Origin of the sequence: Tepidibacillus sp. LV47 (assembly GCF_048381575.1) — a bacterium.
GTDB lineage: Bacteria > Bacillota > Bacilli > Tepidibacillales > Tepidibacillaceae > Tepidibacillus.
On the sequence record NZ_JBLWIF010000001.1, the window covers coordinates 432030 to 453089 of the forward strand.

13 protein-coding genes are annotated in these 21060 nt (G+C 39.3%); 1 reads left to right on the forward strand and 12 read right to left on the reverse strand.

Going from position 1 to position 21060, the window contains the following annotated elements; all coding sequences use genetic code 11:
• Positions 1–146 precede the first annotated feature (146 nt).
• On the forward strand, positions 147–878 hold the full coding sequence (istB, locus tag ACMW72_RS02170) for an IS21-like element helper ATPase IstB (RefSeq protein ID WP_418367381.1): 732 nt from the start codon (positions 147–149) through the stop codon (positions 876–878).
• A gap of 288 nt (positions 879–1166) precedes the next feature.
• Here istB and ACMW72_RS02175 read toward each other — a convergent pair whose 3' ends face one another.
• From ACMW72_RS02175 to ACMW72_RS02230, 12 genes are all read right to left on the reverse strand, one after another.
• Positions 1167–2381 (reverse strand): dicarboxylate/amino acid:cation symporter, encoded by a 1215-nt coding sequence (locus ACMW72_RS02175; protein WP_132766780.1) that lies wholly within the window; start codon positions 2379–2381, stop codon positions 1167–1169.
• A 176-nt stretch (positions 2382–2557) separates the two neighbouring features.
• A complete protein-coding gene (locus ACMW72_RS02180; RefSeq protein WP_418367184.1) occupies positions 2558–4342 on the reverse strand; it encodes a methyl-accepting chemotaxis protein in 1785 nt (594 codons plus the stop codon).
• A gap of 73 nt (positions 4343–4415) precedes the next feature.
• Entirely contained in the window at positions 4416–5231 is an 816-nt protein-coding gene (locus ACMW72_RS02185; RefSeq protein ID WP_418367185.1) for a putative bifunctional diguanylate cyclase/phosphodiesterase, read from the reverse strand.
• 599 nt (positions 5232–5830) lie between these two features.
• Complete coding sequence (gene narI / locus ACMW72_RS02190) at positions 5831–6550, reverse strand: respiratory nitrate reductase subunit gamma (protein ID WP_418367186.1); 720 nt, start codon at positions 6548–6550, stop codon at positions 5831–5833.
• 2 nt (positions 6551–6552) lie between these two features.
• Positions 6553–7089, reverse strand: coding sequence for a nitrate reductase molybdenum cofactor assembly chaperone (gene narJ, locus ACMW72_RS02195; protein WP_418367187.1), 537 nt, complete (start codon positions 7087–7089; stop codon positions 6553–6555).
• Positions 7079–8608: a nitrate reductase subunit beta gene (gene narH / locus ACMW72_RS02200; protein WP_418367188.1), complete on the reverse strand. Its 1530-nt coding sequence runs from the start codon at positions 8606–8608 to the stop codon at positions 7079–7081. The genes narJ (ACMW72_RS02195) and narH (ACMW72_RS02200) overlap by 11 nt, the downstream gene beginning before the upstream one ends.
• Positions 8598–12272: a nitrate reductase subunit alpha gene (locus ACMW72_RS02205; RefSeq protein ID WP_418367189.1), complete on the reverse strand. Its 3675-nt coding sequence runs from the start codon at positions 12270–12272 to the stop codon at positions 8598–8600. Before ACMW72_RS02205 ends, narH (ACMW72_RS02200) begins: the two co-directional genes overlap by 11 nt.
• Before the next feature lie 304 nt (positions 12273–12576).
• On the reverse strand, positions 12577–13893 hold the full coding sequence (locus tag ACMW72_RS02210; RefSeq protein ID WP_418367190.1) for an MFS transporter: 1317 nt from the start codon (positions 13891–13893) through the stop codon (positions 12577–12579).
• Positions 13894–14128: 235 nt separating this feature from the next.
• On the reverse strand, positions 14129–14845 hold the full coding sequence (gene narI, locus ACMW72_RS02215) for a respiratory nitrate reductase subunit gamma (protein WP_418367191.1): 717 nt from the start codon (positions 14843–14845) through the stop codon (positions 14129–14131).
• On the reverse strand, positions 14842–15396 hold the full coding sequence (gene narJ / locus ACMW72_RS02220) for a nitrate reductase molybdenum cofactor assembly chaperone (protein ID WP_418367192.1): 555 nt from the start codon (positions 15394–15396) through the stop codon (positions 14842–14844). Before narJ (ACMW72_RS02220) ends, narI (ACMW72_RS02215) begins: the two co-directional genes overlap by 4 nt.
• Positions 15393–16907: a nitrate reductase subunit beta gene (gene narH, locus ACMW72_RS02225; RefSeq protein WP_418367193.1), complete on the reverse strand. Its 1515-nt coding sequence runs from the start codon at positions 16905–16907 to the stop codon at positions 15393–15395. The genes narJ (ACMW72_RS02220) and narH (ACMW72_RS02225) overlap by 4 nt, the downstream gene beginning before the upstream one ends.
• Positions 16897–20592, reverse strand: a complete 3696-nt coding sequence (locus ACMW72_RS02230; protein WP_418367194.1) for a nitrate reductase subunit alpha — start codon at positions 20590–20592, stop codon at positions 16897–16899. The genes narH (ACMW72_RS02225) and ACMW72_RS02230 overlap by 11 nt, the downstream gene beginning before the upstream one ends.
• Between the last annotated feature and the right edge of the window lie 468 nt (positions 20593–21060).

Here is a 21060-nt window from a genome sequence, read left to right on the forward strand (position 1 = left end):
ATGATAGAACGCCTTCTCTTTTTTTGGCTAGTATTTTCTATTAAGATCCTCGAGAAATATTTTACACATAGTCTTATGTTAATACAGACGGTAAAAGAAAATCTATCTTTGTCCGACAGAGTATTTGAGCGCAAATTTGGTAACATATTAGACAGAGGTATAAGGCTCATCGCCATTTAGTATTGGTAGCTAAAAATCAAAATAGATTAATAGGAAAATTTCCCTTCCAGTTTTTCATAGTTTCTCTCTTAAGAATGGATAACCTTTCTGCAGCAGTTGTATCCGTAGAAAAAGGAGAGAATCGAGTATATACCGATGCATCTTTAGCCTTTCAAGCTCTTGATTTTACCGCACAGCCTTCGGTGGATGAGCGCCGGATTCGAGAGCTGCTTACCCTGTCGTTTATTGATCGAAAGGAGAATATTTTTTTTCTCGGTCCGCCGGGGATTGGAAAGACACACCTAGCTATTTCGACTGGAATGGAGGCGATCGCAAGAGGGTATAAAACGTATTTTATTACCGCTCACGATTTGGTCACTCAGTTAAGAAGAGCCGCCCAGGAAGAAAAGTTGGAGAAAAAGCTTCGTGTCTTTGTGAAGCCAACCGTTCTCATTATTGATGAAATGGGGTACTTAAAACTGGACCCAAACAGCGCTCATTTCTTATTTCAGGTGATCGCCCGGCGGTACGAGCATGCCCCGATTATCCTCACTTCCAACAAAAGCTTTGGGGAATGGGGAGAAATTGTGGGAGACTCGGTGTTGGCGACAGCGATGTTAGATCGATTACTGCATCATTCCATTATTTTTAATCTGAAGGGGGAAAGCTATCGATTACGGGAAAAGAGACTCCAACAAGAAAAACAGAAGGATCAATGAGGTCCTTCTTTGGTTATATCTCTCACAGTTCAGCCATTATCACTACATGGGTTACTATTTCAAATTTAATTTCCATAGTGTATCTGTCAGACCTCCTCAGGTAAGAGCGCAAACTTTCCCTCCATATATCTGCTACATCTACTCTCCTTGTTTCGGGTAGTTATTGAGCTTTGTTTTTTTACGCAAACTCCCCCACAACGTTAAGCCTCCAATTGGGTTCTTGTACCCAGGCGCACACAAAAACTAAAGCCAACGTCATAATGACGCTGGCTTTATTACCTACTTTTATTATAGTACATTTACGGACATGTCTTCACTTAACTCTCCTTCTGTAGCGGCAACCACAACTGCAGCAGAAGCATCACCAGTGATGTTAATCGTGGTACGAATCATATCTAAAATACGGTCAATACCTGCTATAAGACCAATACCTTCAATCGGTAGATTTACAGATTGTAAAACCATCGTCAGCATAATTAATCCTGCACCAGGTACTCCAGCTGTTCCAATTGAAGCCAATGTGGCTGTTAATACGATCGTGATTTGCTGAGATAGCGTTAAGTCAATCCCAAAAAATTGAGCGATAAACAAGGCGCTTACCCCTTGGTACAGTGCAGTACCATCCATGTTAATCGTTGCACCTAAAGGCAGAACAAAACTACTTACCCGCTTTGAAACTCCTAGATTTTCTTCTGTATTTTTGATGGTAACTGGCAATGTTCCTGCACTACTTGATGTACTAAAGGCAACAAGCATTGCTGGGGCGATCCCTTTAAAAAATTTCAAAGGGCTCATTTTCGCAAAGAACTTCACAGATGAGGAATAAACCAGTAAAGCGTGTAAGATCGAACCGATTAAAACAGCTAAGATGACTTTCGATAAGGGTAATAAAACATCTAATCCATATTTACCAACAACTGGTGCAACTAATCCCAAAATTCCAATGGGTGCGAATCTCATCACAATGCCCGTAATTTTGTACATAGTTTCTGCTAAATCATCAAAAAACTTGTACAATGTTTTCCCTTTTTCCCCAATAAGGGTCATACCAATTCCTAGAAAGAGAGCAAAGAAGATGATTTGTAACATTTCTCCATCAACAAGAGATTTAAACGGATTGATAGGAACAATATTCAGTAGTGTTTCCACAATGCTGGTTGGTTGCTTAACTTCTACCGCCTTTTGTACTCCACTTACATTGACTCCTTTACCAGGGTCAAAAAGATTCCCGAGAACTAAACCAATGGAAACAGCAATAGCGGTCGTTACAAGATAATAAGCGATGGTTTTTGTTCCCATTCGTCCAAGTTTTTTTACATCGCCAATACTTGCAACCCCTATAATTAAAGAAGATAAGACTAATGGTACAATGATAAATTTAATTAATCTTAAAAATAAATCTCCTAAAGGTTTAATCACTTCAATACTTGGACCAACGATCCAGCCTAATAAAATAGCAAGAATAAAAGCAATAAAAATTTGGGTTAATAAGTTCAGCTTCATCTAGTTCCCTCCCAATTTTTAATATCAAATACTTTAATATGAATATATATTGAGAATACAGTATTATAACCAAAAAATACAATCCCTTTTTTTTCACTTTCTCCAAAACGTTTTATTTTGCATGAATAGAAAAAAAGAGGGATAGTTTGTAAACCATCCCCTTTTTGATTTATTTATCAAATTTTAAATTTCTTTACCATTTCATTTAATTTTTCTGCCAGTTCAGCTTGAGCATTGGCCACTTTTGCCACTTCTTCAATCGCTGTAGTAATTTCTACCGAATTGCTAGAAATATCTTGCGAACTTGTCGTAGACTGTTCTACAGAAGAAGCGACAGATTCAATCGCAGCATTTATCTGTTCAATCGAGTTAGAGATTTGCTCCGACTTTTCTGTAAACTCTGCAAACATTTGGCCAATTAGGTTCGCATCTTGTTGGTATTGTTCTCCAGTCTCTAGAAGCATTTTGTAGTCCTTATTCACTTTATCATTGATAAATTGCAAGATATCATTTGCATGGTTTGATAAGTTTTGGAAACTTCCTTGTACCTGTTTTACCACTTGTTGTATTTCGGAAACGGTATTCGTCGATTGTTCTGCTAATTTCCTTACCTCATCGGCCACAACAGCAAAACCTCTGCCATGTTCTCCAGCTCTTGCTGCTTCAATTGCTGCATTTAAAGCAAGTAAATTGGTTTGATCTGCTATTTCAGCAATGACATCAGCCATTTTTCCAATTTCAGCAACTACTTTCCCCTCTTCAATAGCCTTCAAAATTCGCGCTTGTTTTTCTGCATACATCGTTTCTGCTAATGTACTCGATTGTTCCGCATTTTCTTTGATTTGTTCCGCTCTTTTTTCAATCTCTTTTACAATTACATTTCCTTCTTTAGCGCTTGCGACAAATTGTTTTGTCGTATTGGCTACTTCTTGACCTGATGCACTAATCTCCTCGGTAGCGGCACTTGTTTCTTCCATTCCTGCCGCAATTTGTTGTGTAGCAGCATTGATATTTTGGCTTTGAATGACAATCTCTTCAACTGAAGCAGATAATTGTTGACTTGAAGTTTCTATATCTCTAGCATTTACGATGATTTCTTTTATTAAGTCTTTAATATTAGCTACCATAATATTAAGTGCTTTACCAACTTTGCCAATCTCATCATTAGAATCAATTGCAATTTCATTCACCGAAAGATCCTTATTGGCTATTTTCTCTATATGATCAACGATCATTGAGATTCGCTTAGATAACTTATTGCTAAAAAGATAAACGATGATTCCCGTTATGAATAGTAGTGTTGTTATTACTACAAGTATAATCAAAATATTCCTTTGAATGTTTTGCCTGTATATCATTTCCTGTTGATTCACTATTCTATCAATTTCATCAATATAATTACCTGTACTTACAATAAAATTCCATGGTTCAAATAGTTTAGAATAGACTCTTTTTTTCGTTAACTTATTCGTTCCTACATCTTCTGGCTTTTCCCACATATATTCTGAATAACCATTATTTTCTCCATTTTTCGCTGCTTTAATAATATTTTGAATGATATAAACACCATTAGGATCTTTGAGATTTATTCGGTTAGTACCTTCTTCTTTCGGAATCATTGGATGTCCAACTAAAATTCCATCTGTTCGATCGATCCAAAAATATCCTGATTTTCCATAGCGTAGTTCTTTGACTAACTGAATTCCAAGCTTTTTTGCTTCATCTTCTGTCATACTTCCATTACGATATTGATTATATGCATAATTTAATAGAGAAACTGCGGTTTCGACTTGACCTTTTACCATCGTATCATAATCTTTTAACAGACTTTCTTTATACTGTTTTAATGTTTGGTGATTTTGATTGATTGTAGATATAATGCTATATCCACCTAAAAACCCTAAGATGATAAGTACAACAATGATATTAAAAACGATTAATTTAGATTTTATTGTTTTCATTTTTAACCTCCCTGCGACATTCCTAAATTTCCAAATATTCTTCTATCATTTCTATGATTACTATCGATAACTATTAGATTAAATCAAATACTATTTTCGACTTCAAAAAACTTTTTAACTTATTAAATGGAATAGGTTTGCTTAACAGATAACCCTGAATTTCCTGGCAGCGTTTATCAATTAAAAAGTTAAGTTGTTCCTTGGTTTCTACCCCTTCAGCAATAACCCTTAAATTTAATTTTTCTCCTAATGCAACCAATGTTTCAACGATAGTAGCATTCTTTTTATTCTTATGGACATTTTGTAAAAACAATCCATCAATTTTAACCGCATCAAAGGGCAAATCCCTAAGTTTACTCAATGAAGAATAGCCAGTCCCAAAATCATCCATAGAAATTTGAATTCCCATCGATTTTAATTCGGTAATTTTTTTAAGGATATTTTGATTTTGTTGAGTTTCTATGTTTTCAGTAATTTCCAGATCTAAATAATGTGGGTCTAATTGGGTTTCTTCTAATATTTGCTTTACCATCTCTACAAAGTTTGGTTCCTGTAATTGAAGTGGTGAAATATTTACCATAATCCTTAAGTCTGAAAATCCTTCATAATGAATCGATTTTATTTGTTCACTTGCTTTTCTTAATACCCACTTGCCTAATTCATTAATCACCCCCGTTTTCTCTGCCAAAGGGATAAATTCTACTGGTGGAATCATTCCTAAAGTAGGATGTTGCCAACGTATTAACGCTTCAACCCCCGTTATTTGCTTCGTTGTTACATTCATAAGAGGCTGGTAGTAAACCACAAATTCATCACGTTCAATGGCATGTAGCAGATCTGCCATAATAATGTGTTGCCTTTTAACAGCATCGTCTAAATAATGCTCCATATAAATCCCCACTTTACCTTTCGTTTTTTAGGGTCCTACGAATCATTCACTTTATATAAAATCGATAAGATTGCTTAAAAAATTTCAAGTTTTTTGATAGTAATTATTTTATAATAGATATTGCACCGTTATATATAGTAAATTTGTACTATAATTATATTACAATATTTACTGATGATCCGATCTACTATTAGGACAGCTTCTTTCTTGTCCTTATTCTTGAAAGCCTCTTGGTACCATTCACGGGTTGTTGGATCGTATCCATGAGGTAACAGCACTTTTGGGTAAATATAAAAATGTTTATGATTATTGCCATAAAAGATATATTTTCTTATCCATGCATTCCTCTCCCCATTTAAAAAGTTAATGAATAAGAATTTCAATTTCCTTCCAAGTTATTATTTTACAATAGTATTACATCGTGATATATAGTAAATTATTACTATAAGATGATAATATTTAAGGTTGTTTGCCTTTCTCATAGTTTATGATTATAGAAAAATGATTTTATATTAATCCTATTAAAAAAGGAAAAGGATACTATATTTAGTAATCCTTTTCCTATTTTTATATAAAGATAGGTTATGAAATAGCTATTATTATTTTTGTTGCAATTGTCTGAATTGCATAACTCTTTGTGCATTCCTACTACGGTAAAGAATCGTACTTCTTTTTAAATACTCTAACGGAAAACTCCACACGTGTACCAATCTTGTAAAAGGCCAGATGCCAAAGATCGCAAAGGCAAACAAGGTATGCAACTTAAAAAATAGGGGAACATCGATCATTAATGTAGGATCAGGCCGGAAAACAAGTAATCCCCGTAACCATGGCGCAAGCGTTTCTCGGTAGTCAAAACCGCCGACGAACAAGTTATAACCTAAGGTATTGTACATTCCCATAACAATCTCAATGAATAGTAGAATCGCAACCAGCATATCACTGAAACTGCTTGTCAAACGCACCCGTTTTACATTGACCCGGCGGAATAAGAGGATAAGGATTCCTGTAAATGTAATCAATCCAGCGATACCACCACCAAATATAGCACTTGCATGGTACATCTCTTCACTTATCCCCACTGCTTCTGTCCAAGCTTTTGGAATAAGTAATCCGACCAAATGGCCGCCAAGAACCATCAAAATTCCCACATGAAAGAGGATACTTCCCCATTTTAAGGTGTTCTTTTCCATAAATTCACTGGATTTTGCTGTCCAGCCGAGTTGATCTGTGTTATAGCGATAGATATGGCCAATGACAAAAATGGCAAGCATCAAATAGGGGAAGATAACCCACCAAAATTGATTCCAAAAGTTCATCTTTACACCTCCTTCAAAGTGTCATTTGGTAACATCTGATGAAGAATGAATAAACTAGCCTCTACTAGATTGGCGTAAGGACTATTAATCGCTAACAATTCATCCTTTAATGTTTCAATCGCTGGGAGAAAAGCTGCAAGGAGTTTCTTTATCTCCTCATCTTTTGCTACCGTAATAAATTCAAGGAAGAGGGGGAAGTAATCGGGTAATTCATCCGTCTCCATGATAAAACCAGCTTGTTCGTAGAATTGTTTTAATTCTGCTAAGACGACTCCCCGTTTTTTTTCCTCTTTCATCTTGGAATAAGTTAAATACAGATTGGTTTTTTCATTAAAATCAAAGGTTTGAACATAGAGGTCTTGTAACTTATCAATGGTTGTTTGCCGAATAAACTGGAAAAAACTTCTTAATTTCTCGTAGATTTCAGGATTTAAATCGGAGAGATCATTGATTCCCCTTTCTAAGTCGGCTTCAAACCACTCTGGATCAGGATACTGTAAAAGGATGGAGATCAGATGTAAGATTTCTCTATTTCCCATTTTTGTCCACCATCATCAGGAAGAAACTAGCGTTGTCTCCGTAGTAATCTCCTGTCATACAAGTGCTACAATCTCCACCATTAAAGTCAAATCCCGTACTTCCTTGCTCAGAATAGAGGTGCATGAATTCCTCTTTATGTGCTGTCGGAATCACAAAGCGATCTTCATATTTGGCAATTGCCAGTAAACGATACATTTCTTCAATGATCGTTTCATTTAATCCTAACCCTTGAAGGATATTGGTATCATATTCCTTGCCAAGATTTTTTGCACGCATAAACTGTCTCATCGCAGCCATCCGTTTTAAAACAGTTGTAATCACTTGCTCGTCCCCTGCTGAAAGTAAATTTGCCAAATATTGAACAGGAATTCTCATTTCATCAATAGCAGGGAAAATATCTAATGGGTCTAATGAAGAACCTTTTCCTTCGATCCGATTCATAATTGGACTTAATGGTGGCACATACCAAACCATAGGTAAAGTCCGATATTCAGGGTGTAAGGGTAGAGCAATCTTGTATTCAATCGCTAACTTGTATATTGGTGATTTTCGAGCTGCTTCTAACCAATCTTCGCTGATTCCATCACGACGTGCTTGCTCAATCACTTCTTTGACATTGGGATCAAGGAACAAGCTTAAATGGGCATGATATAATTCTTTTTCATCTGCAACAGATGCTGCTTCCGCTACACGATCTGCATCATAGAGAAGAACCCCAATATAGCGAATTCGTCCAGTACAGGTTTCGCTACATACGGTAGGTAACCCAGCTTCAATGCGCGGGAAACAGAAGGTACATTTTTCTGCTTTTTGGGTTTGCCAGTTGAAATAGACCTTTTTGTATGGGCAGCCCGTCATACAGAAACGCCAACCGCGGCAAGCCTCTTGATCCACTAAAACAATTCCATCCTCATCCCGTTTATACATCGCACCAGAAGGACAAGAAGCTACACAAGATGGGTTGAGACAATGCTCACAGATTCGTGGTAAATGCATCATAAAAGCTTGCTCAAATTCAAAGCGGATTTCTTCTTCGATTCCTTTTAGGTTGGGATCCCGTTTTCCAGTTTCATGAGCACCTGCTAAATCGTCTTCCCAGTTCGGACCCCATTTCAATTCCATATATTCACCAGTAATCTGGGATTTTGGCCGAGCTACGGGTTGAATCTCTTTTTGGGGACTATTGGTTAACTTATCATAATCATAAGTCCAAGGCTCGTAATATTCATCAATCGTAGGTAGGTCTGGGTTATAAAAGATATTTGCTAATTTGTTGACACGGTTTCCGGCTCTTAATTCTAATTTCCCGTTCTTAAGAACCCAACCCCCTTTATACTTTTCTTGGTTTTCCCATTCCATGGGATACCCAATACCTGGTTTGGTTTCTACATTGTTGAACCAAATGTATTCAGCACCTGGACGGTTGGTCCAGGTGTTCTTACAAGTCACACTGCAGGTGTGGCAACCAATGCATTTATCAAGATTCATCACCATGGCAACTTGTGCTTTAATCTTCAAGCCAATCCACCTCCTTAAGTTTGCGAATGACTACTTTTAAGTCACGTTGGTTTCCAGTAGGCCCATAATAGTTAAATCCGTAACTAAACTGTGCATATCCGCCAATTACATGGGTTGGTTTTAGATGGATCCGTGTTGGGCTGTTATGTGTACCTCCGCGTAAATGAGTAATCTCTGAACTTGGCACGTTGATGGTACGATCTTGCGCATGGTACATATAGGTAGTTCCTTTTGGCATCCGGTGAGTGACTACTGCACGAGCCACAACGACACCGTTTCGGTTGTATACTTCAATCCAATCGTTATCTTTGATTCCAACCTCCTCCGCATCTTCGTTATTCATCCAAACGGTTGGACCTCCACGGAAGAGGGTTAACATGGTTAAAGAATCGTAATACATACTGTGAATATTCCACTTACCATGTGGAGTTAAATAACGTAAGGTAATGGTTTTTCCTTCTCCATCTGGCATGTTTTCATGCTTCGCAAAGGCTTGTGTTGGTAAGGTTGGTTTAAATGTCGGCAAACCTTCTCCATATTCCAACATGATCTCATGATCTACATAGAAATGTTGACGACCCGTTAACGTTCGAAATGGGACAAGTCGTTCAATGTTGGTCGTAAATGGAGAGTAACGACGTCCTTTATTCGTTCCACTAAAGACTGGAGTTGGGATCACTTCTTTTGGCTGAGCAGTGATACTATTGAAATCGAATTTCTCATCTATCCGTCCTTCTATCAAGTCTTTCAATTGCAAACCCGTCTTCTTCTCTTCCGATTCCCATGCCTTCAAAGCCATTTTCCCATTTGTTGCACTAGATAAGGTCATGATCGTTTCTGCTGCTTGCCGAGCCGTTTCTAACTGTGGCATTCCCTGAGCAATTGAAGCTGACTTTACTGTACCATTAATCTTCTTTAATTCCTCGTACTCTTCTTTTGCTGACCAGGATACGCCATGGGCTCCAATTGGATTCATTTCTACTAATGGTCCAAGCGCTGTGAATTTGTCATAGATTTTGGTATAATCCCGTTCCACAATGACGAGTTTCGGCATGGTTTTTCCTGGAATCGGTTCAACTTCCCCTTTTCGCCAATCCTTTACTTTACCAAATGGTTGGGCGATCTCGTCAGGTGAATCGTGCTGCAATGGTGCAGCCACAATATCTTTTTGAACTTCAGGTAAATAGGTTTTTGCCATTTCCGAGAAAACTTTCGCTAATCCCTTAAAGATATCCCAATCCGATTTTGCCTCCCATGGAGGATTAATCGCAGGGTTGAACGGATGAATAAATGGATGCATATCCGTGCTGCTAATATCGTGTTTTTCATACCAAGTTGCTGCTGGTAAGACGATATCTGAATATAATGCGGTTCCAGACATTCTGAATTCTAGATTGACAAGCAGATCCAATTTCCCTTCTGGAGCTTTTTCATGCCATTTGATTTCGCTTGTACGTAATTCCTTGCTCTCTTCTCCTAACAAACCATGAGAAGTGCCAAGTAAATGTTTTAAGAAATAATCATGGCCTTTCCCTGAACTAGAGATCAAGTTGGCCCGCCACACGAATAAGGTACGTGGGAAGTTGACTGGATGATCTGGATCTTCTACTGCAAACTGCATTCGACCTTCTTTTAGCTCTTTCACCACATATGGGATTGGCTCTTCTCCTGCTTTCTTTGCTTCTTCTACTAATTGAAGGGAATTGCGATTAAATTGAGGGTAAGAAGGCAACCATCCTAATCGAGCCGCTAATGCGTTATAATCGGCTGCATGTTGGTATCTTGGCTTTTCAACATAAGCTGCACTAAGTTCATTCATCGGTAACTCTTCATACCGCCATTGATCAGTCGCAAAATAATAATAGGAAGTAGCGTTCTGCAACCTTGGTGGCATTTGCCAGTCGCGGGCAAAAGCAACGGTTTGCCATCCTTCTGCAGGACGGACTTTTTCTTGTCCAACATAATGGGCCCAACCACCGCCATTTACTCCTTGTGAACCCGTTAATAATACGAGGTTCAAAATCGTCCGATAGATGGTATCTGCATTATACCAGTGGTTAATTCCAGCACCCATGATAATCATCGAACGGCCTTTGGTATCGATTGCGTTTTGGGCGAATTCGCGGGCAATTTGAATCACTTGCTCCCTTGAAACACCGGTATATTCTTCTTGCCATGCCGGGGTATAAGCCTTTTTCTCATTATAATTTTTTGCATAATCACCAGGTAATCCACGATCAATGCCGTAGTTAGCAAGCATGAGATCATAAACAGTTGTTACAACCATTTCTTCCCCGTCTTTCTCAATTCGTTTTACAGGGACAAAGCGGAGAAGAACATCTCGTTTGGTATTATCAAAGTAAGGAAGTTCAAGAGATACAATCTCATCTTCTAATCCAAGTAAACTCATTTTTGGATCATAAGGATTCCCTTGTTCATCCTGCATCTTGAGATTCCATGTTCCCTTTCCTTCATGCCGGTGACCAATGCTGCCAATGGGTACGACAAATTGGTTGGTTTTTTCGTCAAGGACGACCGGTTTCCATTCTGCATTTTCTAATGGGTATCCGAGGTCACTAGCTACCAAGAAGCGATCGGTTACAAATGTATCACCTTTTTTCTTCAAGGTAATGAGGTAGGGAAGATCTGTGTATTTCTTAGCATATTCGATAAAATATGGGGTTTCTTTTTCTACATAAAACTCTTTGAGAATCACATGAGTCATCGCTTGTGCTAAAGCTCCGTCCGAACCAGGATTCACCGCTAACCATGTATCGGCAAATTTTACAGACTCAGCATAATCTGGACTGACAGAAACCACTTTGGTTCCTTTATAGCGAACTTCTGTCATAAAGTGAGCATCAGGTGTACGGGTCAACGGTACGTTGGATCCCCACATCATCAAATAACCTGCATTATACCAGTCACTACTCTCTGGTACATCTGTTTGTTCACCCCAAATTTGCGGTGAAGCGGGCGGTAGATCGGCATACCAATCGTAGAAACTAAGCATTGGTGCCCCTACCAATGTTAAGAAACGGGAACCTGCCGCATAACTCACCATCGACATTGCTGGAATGGGGGTAAAACCAGCGATGCGATCTGGGCCATACTTTTTAATCGTATAAATTAATTGCGCGGAGATGATTTGGTAAACCTCTTCCCAGGTTGAACGAACCATGCCGCCTTTTCCCCGAGCCGATTTATAGGCACGTGCTTTTTCTGGATCTTCGACGATACGCTTCCATGCTTCAACATGATCTCCATTTGCTTCTTTTAATGCTTCACGCCAAAATTGAAGCAATACGCCACGAACATATGGATATTTCACCCGAAGGTGGCTATAGGTATACCACGAAAAACTGGCTCCTCTTGGGCAGCCCCGTGGTTCAAATTCAGGCAGATCTGGCCCTGTTGATGGATAATCGATGGCCTGATTCTCCCAAGTAATAATCCCATCTTTGACGAAAACCTTCCAACTACATGAACCGGTACAGTTTACACCGTGCGTCGTACGAACAACTTTATCATGTTGCCATCTTTGACGATAGATCTTTTCCCATTCCCGATCCTGTGACGATAATTCGCTCCAACCATTGGAGTAACGTTCAATGGGACGAAAGAAACGAAGCTTCTTCATCAAAGGTGAAAGCTTTTTCTTCATGCGGTCTCTCCTCTCTTTCTTTATCAACCCATAATCTATTACTGTCATTGTAACCTTTCTATTTTTCTAGCCATATCAGGGAACTCCCCTATTTTGGCGCGGGAAGATTCCCTATCATAGCAGATCCTAAAAGGTGGAACCCTTAAGTTAGACTCGAAGAGATCCTATACATTGAAGTTAGGTGAACGATATAAAGTAAAAGTCCCAGTGATGATTCACTGAGACTTTTTCAGGGTTTACGAGAGAATAAAAGTCTAGTTTATCTATTTAGAGGGGAGGGTAAAGCGTATATACCGTCGAATCATTAAGCTTTTTTTGCATTCTTACCGTATTTGTTCATCAATACCAAAGAGATGATGATCGAAATTACAGCTAATACGGTATATACCGCAAAACCTTTTGCATAACCAGCTTTTCCATATGTATCAACGAAAACACCAAGAATCGGCGGTACGACAAACCCGCCAAACGCTCCAAGGCCGCCAACCCAACCGCTGGCACCACCTGGTGCATTAGGAACATATTTAGGTACAAGTTTAAATACTGCCGCATTAGCTACTCCCATACCAACACCCATAACAATTTCACCTAATAAGGAGATTCCAAAGCTATTTGAAAGAATGAGAATAACCGATCCGACAAGTACGATCATAAAACTAGCTATTGCTGTTTTTTCTCCACCGAATTTGTCACTAATATGTCCACCATAAACACGGATAAGCGAAGCAAGAATCGAGAACCCTAATGCCATTAATAGACCTGCTTGACGAACACCAATACCATAATATTGAATCCAATAAGTTGGGAACCAAGTTGTTAATGCTAAGAATCCACCGAATGATGTAAAGTAAAGGGCTACTAATCCCCAAGTACCAGGCACTTTTGCAGAGATTTTTAGCGCTTGTACAACAGTTCCTGAAGGGAATAATTCTTGTCCTAATTCTTTTGCCACCTTCTTCGCTTCATCTTGGTTTACACCTTTTTTAAGTAATTGAAAATAATAGGCATCTTGGGCAAATGTAGCATAAATTGCGGTCCCTACAACTAAGAAAACAAACCATATGGCGTAAGAACCTGGCAAGCCTAATCCTACTAATGCAAAAGGAAGTAATATTCCAAAAATCCCTGGAGCGGTGTTACCTAAACCGCCATATGCCCCAAGGGCAAAACCTTGTTTATTCTGCGGAAACCAATATGATGTCTGAGGAACGCCAACAGAAAACGTTGCAATTCCACTGCCACTAAGCAAACCAAATAAAAAGATGAGTGGATACATTTTTAATGTAAGATTGTCAGGATAGTATAAGTAAAGAATTGTTGTTAATCCGGCCATTCCGATGATGGATAAAAGGAATAAAGTTAAGAATGGCTTCTTTCCTCCTGCTTTGTCCACCCAAGCTCCAAAAGGAATTCGTAATAAAGAACCCGTTAAGTTCGGTGCCGCAACTAAAAAACCGAGCATAAGTCCTGGCATATGCATAACTTTATTAAAATTGGTTGCAACCGGGCCATATAATGAGACTGCAGCAAATCCAATAAAGAAACCAAAAGTTGCCATGATTAAACCTTTATTCGGGTTCCCTTTCAACTTATACTTTTGTAGTAATTCTTCCCTGTTCATCTCTATCATTCCTTTTTTGAATATTTTATTACCTACATATCATGCTAATTTCATTCTACTTCTTCGTTTGCTTTAGGAGTATGAGGGAACTCCCCTATTTTCTAGTAGTGATTTCCCTAGTCTTACGTAAATGTCGTTTTTATAAAATAAACCAGGGGGAGTTGAAGAACCCCTCACCTGATTTTTAAACTTGTACACAAACGTAACTTTGATCATTTAGGAAACAAATCTTGCCTTACTTTTTCGCTTTGCTAATCTTGAATGTCCTTAAAAAATTCAAACTCCGATAACTAATATAGTTTCGCTTCAAATATTCAAGCGGCAGGCTCCACAAATGAACCAAGCGTGTAAATGGCCACATTGCAAATAGCAAAAATGCCAAAAGAACATGAATTTGAAAACTTACAGGAACATCCTTCATCAAGGTTGGATCTGGTGAGAAGGTAAAAAGACTACGGAACCAAGGGCCAATAGTGTTTCTATAGTCAAATTCCCCAATAAGGAAGTTACGAATAACGGTTATATAAACCCCTTGAAAAACGACCAATAGTAGAACAAGCTCCGTAACCCAGTCCATTCGTTGTGTAAATAGACGGATTCTTGAAACCGTCATCCGACGAATCACGAGAATGACTAACCCCACTAGTGCAATAATTCCCACTAAACCTCCAATGACTACTGCTCCAAGATGATACAATTCATCTGGAATTCCTAAGGCTTCATAAACCCATTTAGGAATGAGAATTCCTGCCACATGTCCAAAAAAGGCGAAAATGATCCCATAATGAAAGAGTGGACTGCCGACACGTAATAAACGTTTTTCCATGATCTCGCTGGAACGTGCAGACCAGCCAATTTGATCACGATTATACTTGTAGATATGACCTAAAATAAAAATGGTCAGGGTCACATAGGGAAATATCACCCATAAAAATTGATCCAGTAATGTCATGATGAAACACCTCCCAACCTTTCTGACCGATTTGGCTGCATCATTGTTTGAATGGTCATTAAGCAAGCCTGAAGGATATACCGGTATGGATTTTGATTTTTTACTAATTCTTCATTTAATTTTTCCATGTTTGGCATTTGCTGGATCATCATTTCCTGAGCAATTTCAGTTGGTGCAATCGCTATAAACTCTAATATCATGGGCAGATAGTCTGGCAGCTCCGTGCTATTTATCTCCAACCCTGCCTTACTGTATATCTCTTTTATTTGAAGTAATGCCTGACCTCTCTCTTTTTGATCCTTTAATTGATAATAGGTCAGATAAAGCGTGGTTTTGTCATTCAAATCAAAGGTATTGACATAGTGTTCACAAAGTTGGTCGATAAGGTGTTCTGATAGATAACCATTAAAGGAAAGAAGTGATTCTTTGATTGGTCCATCTTCGATCAAGTCAAGCATTTCCTTGATTTCTTCACTTCTAACCCAACTTGAATCAGGATACTGCAAGAATAGGGAGCATAGTTTCATTATATATTGAAATTGTTCCTTCATTCTCTCACCTCAAGTCGAAATTGGTGGTCATCCATCTCAGGATTGTATTCTGTACTACACGTTTGACAACCTTCCATAAACGATAACCCTATAGAGCCTTGCTCCTCTTGCAAATCCCCTGTGTTTTCCCGATGTGCAGCCGGGATTACGAAGCGGTCCGAATATTTTGCAATCGCTAAAAGACGATACATCTCCTGCATTTTTCGATCAGTAAATCCGAAAGGTTTCAGTAATTCAGGATCCGGTTCTTTTCCGATATTTAATGCACGCATATATTGACGCATGGCCACCATCTTTTTCAGTACATTGCGGACAATTTCTGTGTCCCCTGCAGTAAGGAGATTGGCTAAGTATTCAATTGGAATGCGTAATTGATCAATCGCCGGGAAAAGAACGTTTTTCTCTTCCTCGCCTTTTCCTTGAAAAGCATTCATAATTGGGCTTAAAGGTGGAATATACCAAACCATCGGCAATGTACGAAATTCAGGATGCAAAGGCAGTGCCACTTTATACTCCACTGCTAATTTATAGATTGGTGAACGTTTTGCCGCCTCAATCCAATCCTTTGGAATCCCATCGTGAATTGCTTGTTCAATCACTTTTGGATCATTGGGATCTAAGAACATTCCTAACTGAGCCTCATATAGATCTTTTTCCTCTTTGACAGAGGCGACTTCTTTAATCCGGTCTGAATCATAAAGGACAATTCCAATATAACGGAGACGGCCTACACAAGTTTCCGAACATACAGTTGGAAGTCCAGCCTCAATTCTTGGATAGCAGAACGTGCATTTCTCCGCTTTTTGTGTATTCCAGTTAAAATAGGTCTTCTTATATGGACATCCGGAAACGCAGAATCGCCAGCTCCGGCATGCCTCCTGATCAACAAGGACAATTCCGTCCTCTTCTCGTTTATAAATGGCTCCTGATGGACAGGAAGCGAGACAGGAAGGATTGATACAATGCTCACAGATACGGGGCAAATACATCATGAAAGTTTGTTCAAACTTAAACCGGATCTTTTCTTCCAATCCCCGCATATTGTAATCTCGGTCACCTGTGAGGTAGACACCTGCTAGGTCATCCTCCCAGTTAGGCCCCCACTTTAATTCCATATACTCTCCTGTAAGTAAAGACTTAGGTCTAGCAACGGGTTGATGTTTTTGCAATGGACTTTTGGTTAATTCTTCATAATCATAGGTCCATGGTTCGTAATAATCATCAATTGGTGTAAGATTGGGGTTATAAAAGATTTGTGCCAGTTTTTTACTTCTTCCCCCTGCTCTCAGTTCCAGACGGTCATCAAGAAGAGTCCATCCCCCTTTATGTTTTTCTTGGTTCTCCCATTCTTTTGGGTAACCGATACCTGGTTTGGTCTCTACATTATTCCACCACATATATTCGGCACCTTTGCGGTTGGTCCACACATTGTTACAAGTTACGCTACATGTATGGCAACCAATACATTTATCCAAATTCATGATCATTCCAAACTGTGCTTTAATCGTCAAACCAAGTCACCTCCTCCAGTTTGCGGATGATCACTTTATCATCTCGTTGCGTTCCAACAGTTCCGTAATAATTGAACCCATAACTAAGTTGTGCATAACCCCCAATCATATGGGTGGGTTTTAAATGCAGACTTGTTAAACTGTTATGGGATCCACTCCGTTCTCCTGTCGTTGGCGATCCTGGGATATTGATAGTTCGATCCTGTGCATGGTACATATATGCCGTACCTTGCGGCATTCTGTGGCTTACTACAGCCCTTGCTGTTACCACCCCGTTTCGGTTGTACAATTCAATCCAATCATTATCCTTAATCCCTGCTTCTTCTGCATCCTTGATATTCATCCAGACATGCGGTCCCCCACGGAACAGCGTTAACATGGGTAAGGTATCATAAAAGGTAGTATGGTAAGACCATTTGTGATGAGGTGTCAGATAACGCAATGTAATCTCTTTCTCATTGGTTCTTGGACGATGGTCATTCGGATAAAATGGTTTCTTTGGCAACGTCGGTTTATAAAGGGGCAGATTCTCCCCAAATTCGAGGATCAATTCATGATCCAAATAAAAATGTTGCCGTCCAGTTAATGTTCGCCACGGTACAAGTCGTTCCACATTGACAGTAAAAGGAGAATATCGACGTTCTCCACTTATATTTCCACTAAATACAGCAGAAGAGATCACTTTTCTTGGTTGAGTCGAAATATCAAAGAAGGAAAAACGTTCTTCGGCCCTTTCCTTTGCGATATCACTTAACTGAACCCCTGTTTTCTTTTCTAATGCTTCCCATGATTTCATGGCCACTCTACCATTGGTCGTACTGGATAAAGCTAATATTGCTTCGGCTACATCTCTAGCGCTAAATAAGCTTGGACATTCGGAGAATTCTTCGTTGTCACTCGTTCCAAGTAAGTTTTGCAACCTGATATATTCATCTTCTCCTTTCCAAGCAATCCCATGAGCGCCGATCGATTCTTTTACCAATGGTCCTAAACTGATCATCTTATCGTAAACTTTGGTAAAGTCCCGATCCATAACATGAATCCGTGGCATGTTTTGACCAGGTACAGGCTCAAATTCTCCTGTTTTCCAATCGGGTACTCGTCCAAATGGCTGAGCAATCTCATCAGGAGAATCGTGAAGTAATGGGGTTGTTACAATATCCTTATAGGTTCCTGATAAGTATGTTTTTGCCAATTCCGAGAATGTCTTTGCGATTCCTTTGAAGATATCCCAGTCCGGCCTTGCTTCAAATGGCGGATCAATGGCCGGATTAAATGGATGGACAAATGGATGCATGTCCGTACTGCTAATGTCATATTTTTCATACCAAGTTGCTGCTGGCAGAATGATATCAGAGTAAAGGGGGGTACCCGCCATACGAAAATCTAAACTGACGATCAGATCTGCTTTGCCCTGTGGTGCTTCTTCTCGCCAGATGATTTCACTTGGTTTTAGGTTTGTGCTCTCTTCCCCTAAGACCCCATGATGAGTACCCAATAAGTGTTTTAAAAAAAATTCATGGCCTTTTCCTGAACTTTGTAAGAGATTTTCCCGCCATAAAAAGAATACTTTGGGGAAATTTTGCGGATCATCAGGGTCTTCTATGGCAAATTTCAATTTTCCTTGTTTCAATTGATCAACGATATACTGAACAATTTGTTCTTTTTCCGTTGCCCCTGCTTGTTTGGCCTGCTCTACTAATTTCAATGAATTCTGATTAAATTGAGGATAAGAAGGTAACCATCCCAAGCGTGCAGCCAATACGTTATAATCGGCTGGATGCTGGAAACGAGCCTTCTCAACCAATGGTGAAACTAAGTCATTGACTGGTATTTCATCATACCGCCATTGATCGGTAGCAAAATACCAATACGACGTTCCGTTTTGCAGTCTTGGCGGTCCTCCCCAGTCTCTAGCCATTGCAATCGTTTGCCAACCCTCAAATGTGCGAATCTTCTCTTGACCTACATAGTGAGCCCATCCACCGCCATTTTTTCCTTGGGACCCTGTTAACATCACTAGATTCAAAATCGAACGATAAATGATATCCGAATGGTACCAGTGATTAATTCCAGCACCCATAATGATCATGGAACGGCCTTTGGTATCGATGGCATTTTGGGCGAATTCTCGTGCAATCTGAATCACAAGATTACGATCCACACCTGTAATCGCTTCTTGCCACGCAGGTGTGTATGGAGCTGGATCATCATAATCCTTTGGATAATCTCCAGGTAATCCCCGATCGATTCCCGTGTTAGCCAACAACAAATCAAAGACCGTCGTAATATAGACGTTTTCCCCTTTTTGCTCAATTTTCTTAACAGGGACGGCACGATGCAGGATTTCCTTTTTCTCTTCACCAAAATAAGGAAAATCAACCATGACTACTTCATCATGATTTCCTAATAACGTTAATAATGGATCAATATTGGAAATACCATTTTCTGTATCTTCTAATTTGAGATTCCAATTGTCTTTTCCATCCCAACGATGACCGATTGTGCCATTTGGTACAACAAAATGGTTAGAGTTCTTATCAAACATCACCGTTTTCCATTCTGCTTTCACAAATGGCAATCCCAACTCACTAGCCACTAAGAAGCGATCAGCCACATAGTTTTCTCCCCGTTTTTTCAATTTGATTAAGAATGGGAGATCGGTGTATTTTTTTACATAATCTGTGAAGAATTCGGTTTCTTTTTCAACATAGAATTCCTTGAGTACCACATGTGTCATCGCCATTCCTAAAGCGGCATCGGTTCCAGGATTGACAGCTAGCCAGTTATCAGCAAACTTGATATACTCGGCATAGTCTGGACTAATTCCTACTACCTTTGCCCCACGATAACGAGCTTCAACCATAAAATGGGCATCAGGTGTTCTCGTTTGCGGAACATTTGAACCCCAAATAAGAATATACCCCGAGTTATACCAATCACTGCTTTCAGGTACATCCGTTTGTTCTCCCCATATTTGCGGAGATGACGGAGGTAAATCAGCATACCAATCATAAAAACTTAAGATAGGGGCTCCGACTAGATTAAGGAATCTTGCACCTGCTGCATAGCTAACCATGGACATCGCTGGTATCGGAGAAAATCCAACGATTCGATCAGGCCCATATTCTTGGATGGTATGAATCATTGAGGAGGCAACCATCAAGTTAACTTCATCCCAAGTCGCTCGTACAAATCCCCCTTTCCCCCGAACTTGTTTGTATGCCTTACTCTGATCCGGATCACTTAGTATGCTTTTCCATGCTTCAACTGGATTGTGGCCATTTTTCTCCATCGCTTCACGCCAAAGTTTTAAAAGAACACTGCGAACATAAGGGTACTTAATTCTCAACGGACTATAGGTATACCATGAGAATGTGGCCCCTCTTGGGCATCCTCTTGGTTCAAATTCTGGCATATCAGGTCCTGTTGAGGGATAATCAAGGTATTGGTTTTCCCAGGTAATAATCCCATCTTTCACAAACACTTTCCAACTACAAGAACCTGTACAATTCACTCCATGAGTGGTACGGACAAACTTGTCATATTGCCAACGCCGGCGATAGATTTTCTCCATATCGCGATCATAAGGTGTAACTTCGCTCCAACCATCTTTTGAGCGAATTTTTTCGTGTTGAAAGAAGGTCCACTTTTTTAATAGTGGCGGTACTTTTTTCTTTGTCATACTTCATTCTCCTTTGTTGGAAAATACACATTTTTTGGTTAGTATTCTTTTCCTCACAAAGAAATATGTACTTTTTTTACGAGGATCGAGTAGGAGCTAAATAATTATTTTATTCAGCATCCTCTCACACCACCGTACGTACCGTTTTGTATACGGCGGTTCATTAAGAATTATGCATTAGTTGATATATTTTAGGTTTTGTATCTAAGATTTCCGAGATATTTATTATTTAGAGTTGTGTGGTTTTGGAATGCCAGAAAAAAGAAGTATGCTTTTATTCCTGTCTACTTGACAGGGGTCACTTCACTAAAGTCGCAACTTTTTACTTGGAAGTTCTTTATGCCGATAATTCAAGTTTAACTTCGCATTATTACATTAATGTAGTTAAACTTTCCTATGCGTTAAAAAAGCTTCGATCGAGCTTAAGTTGCTCGTTCAAAGCTTTATATAAGTAACATGACTTTGAAA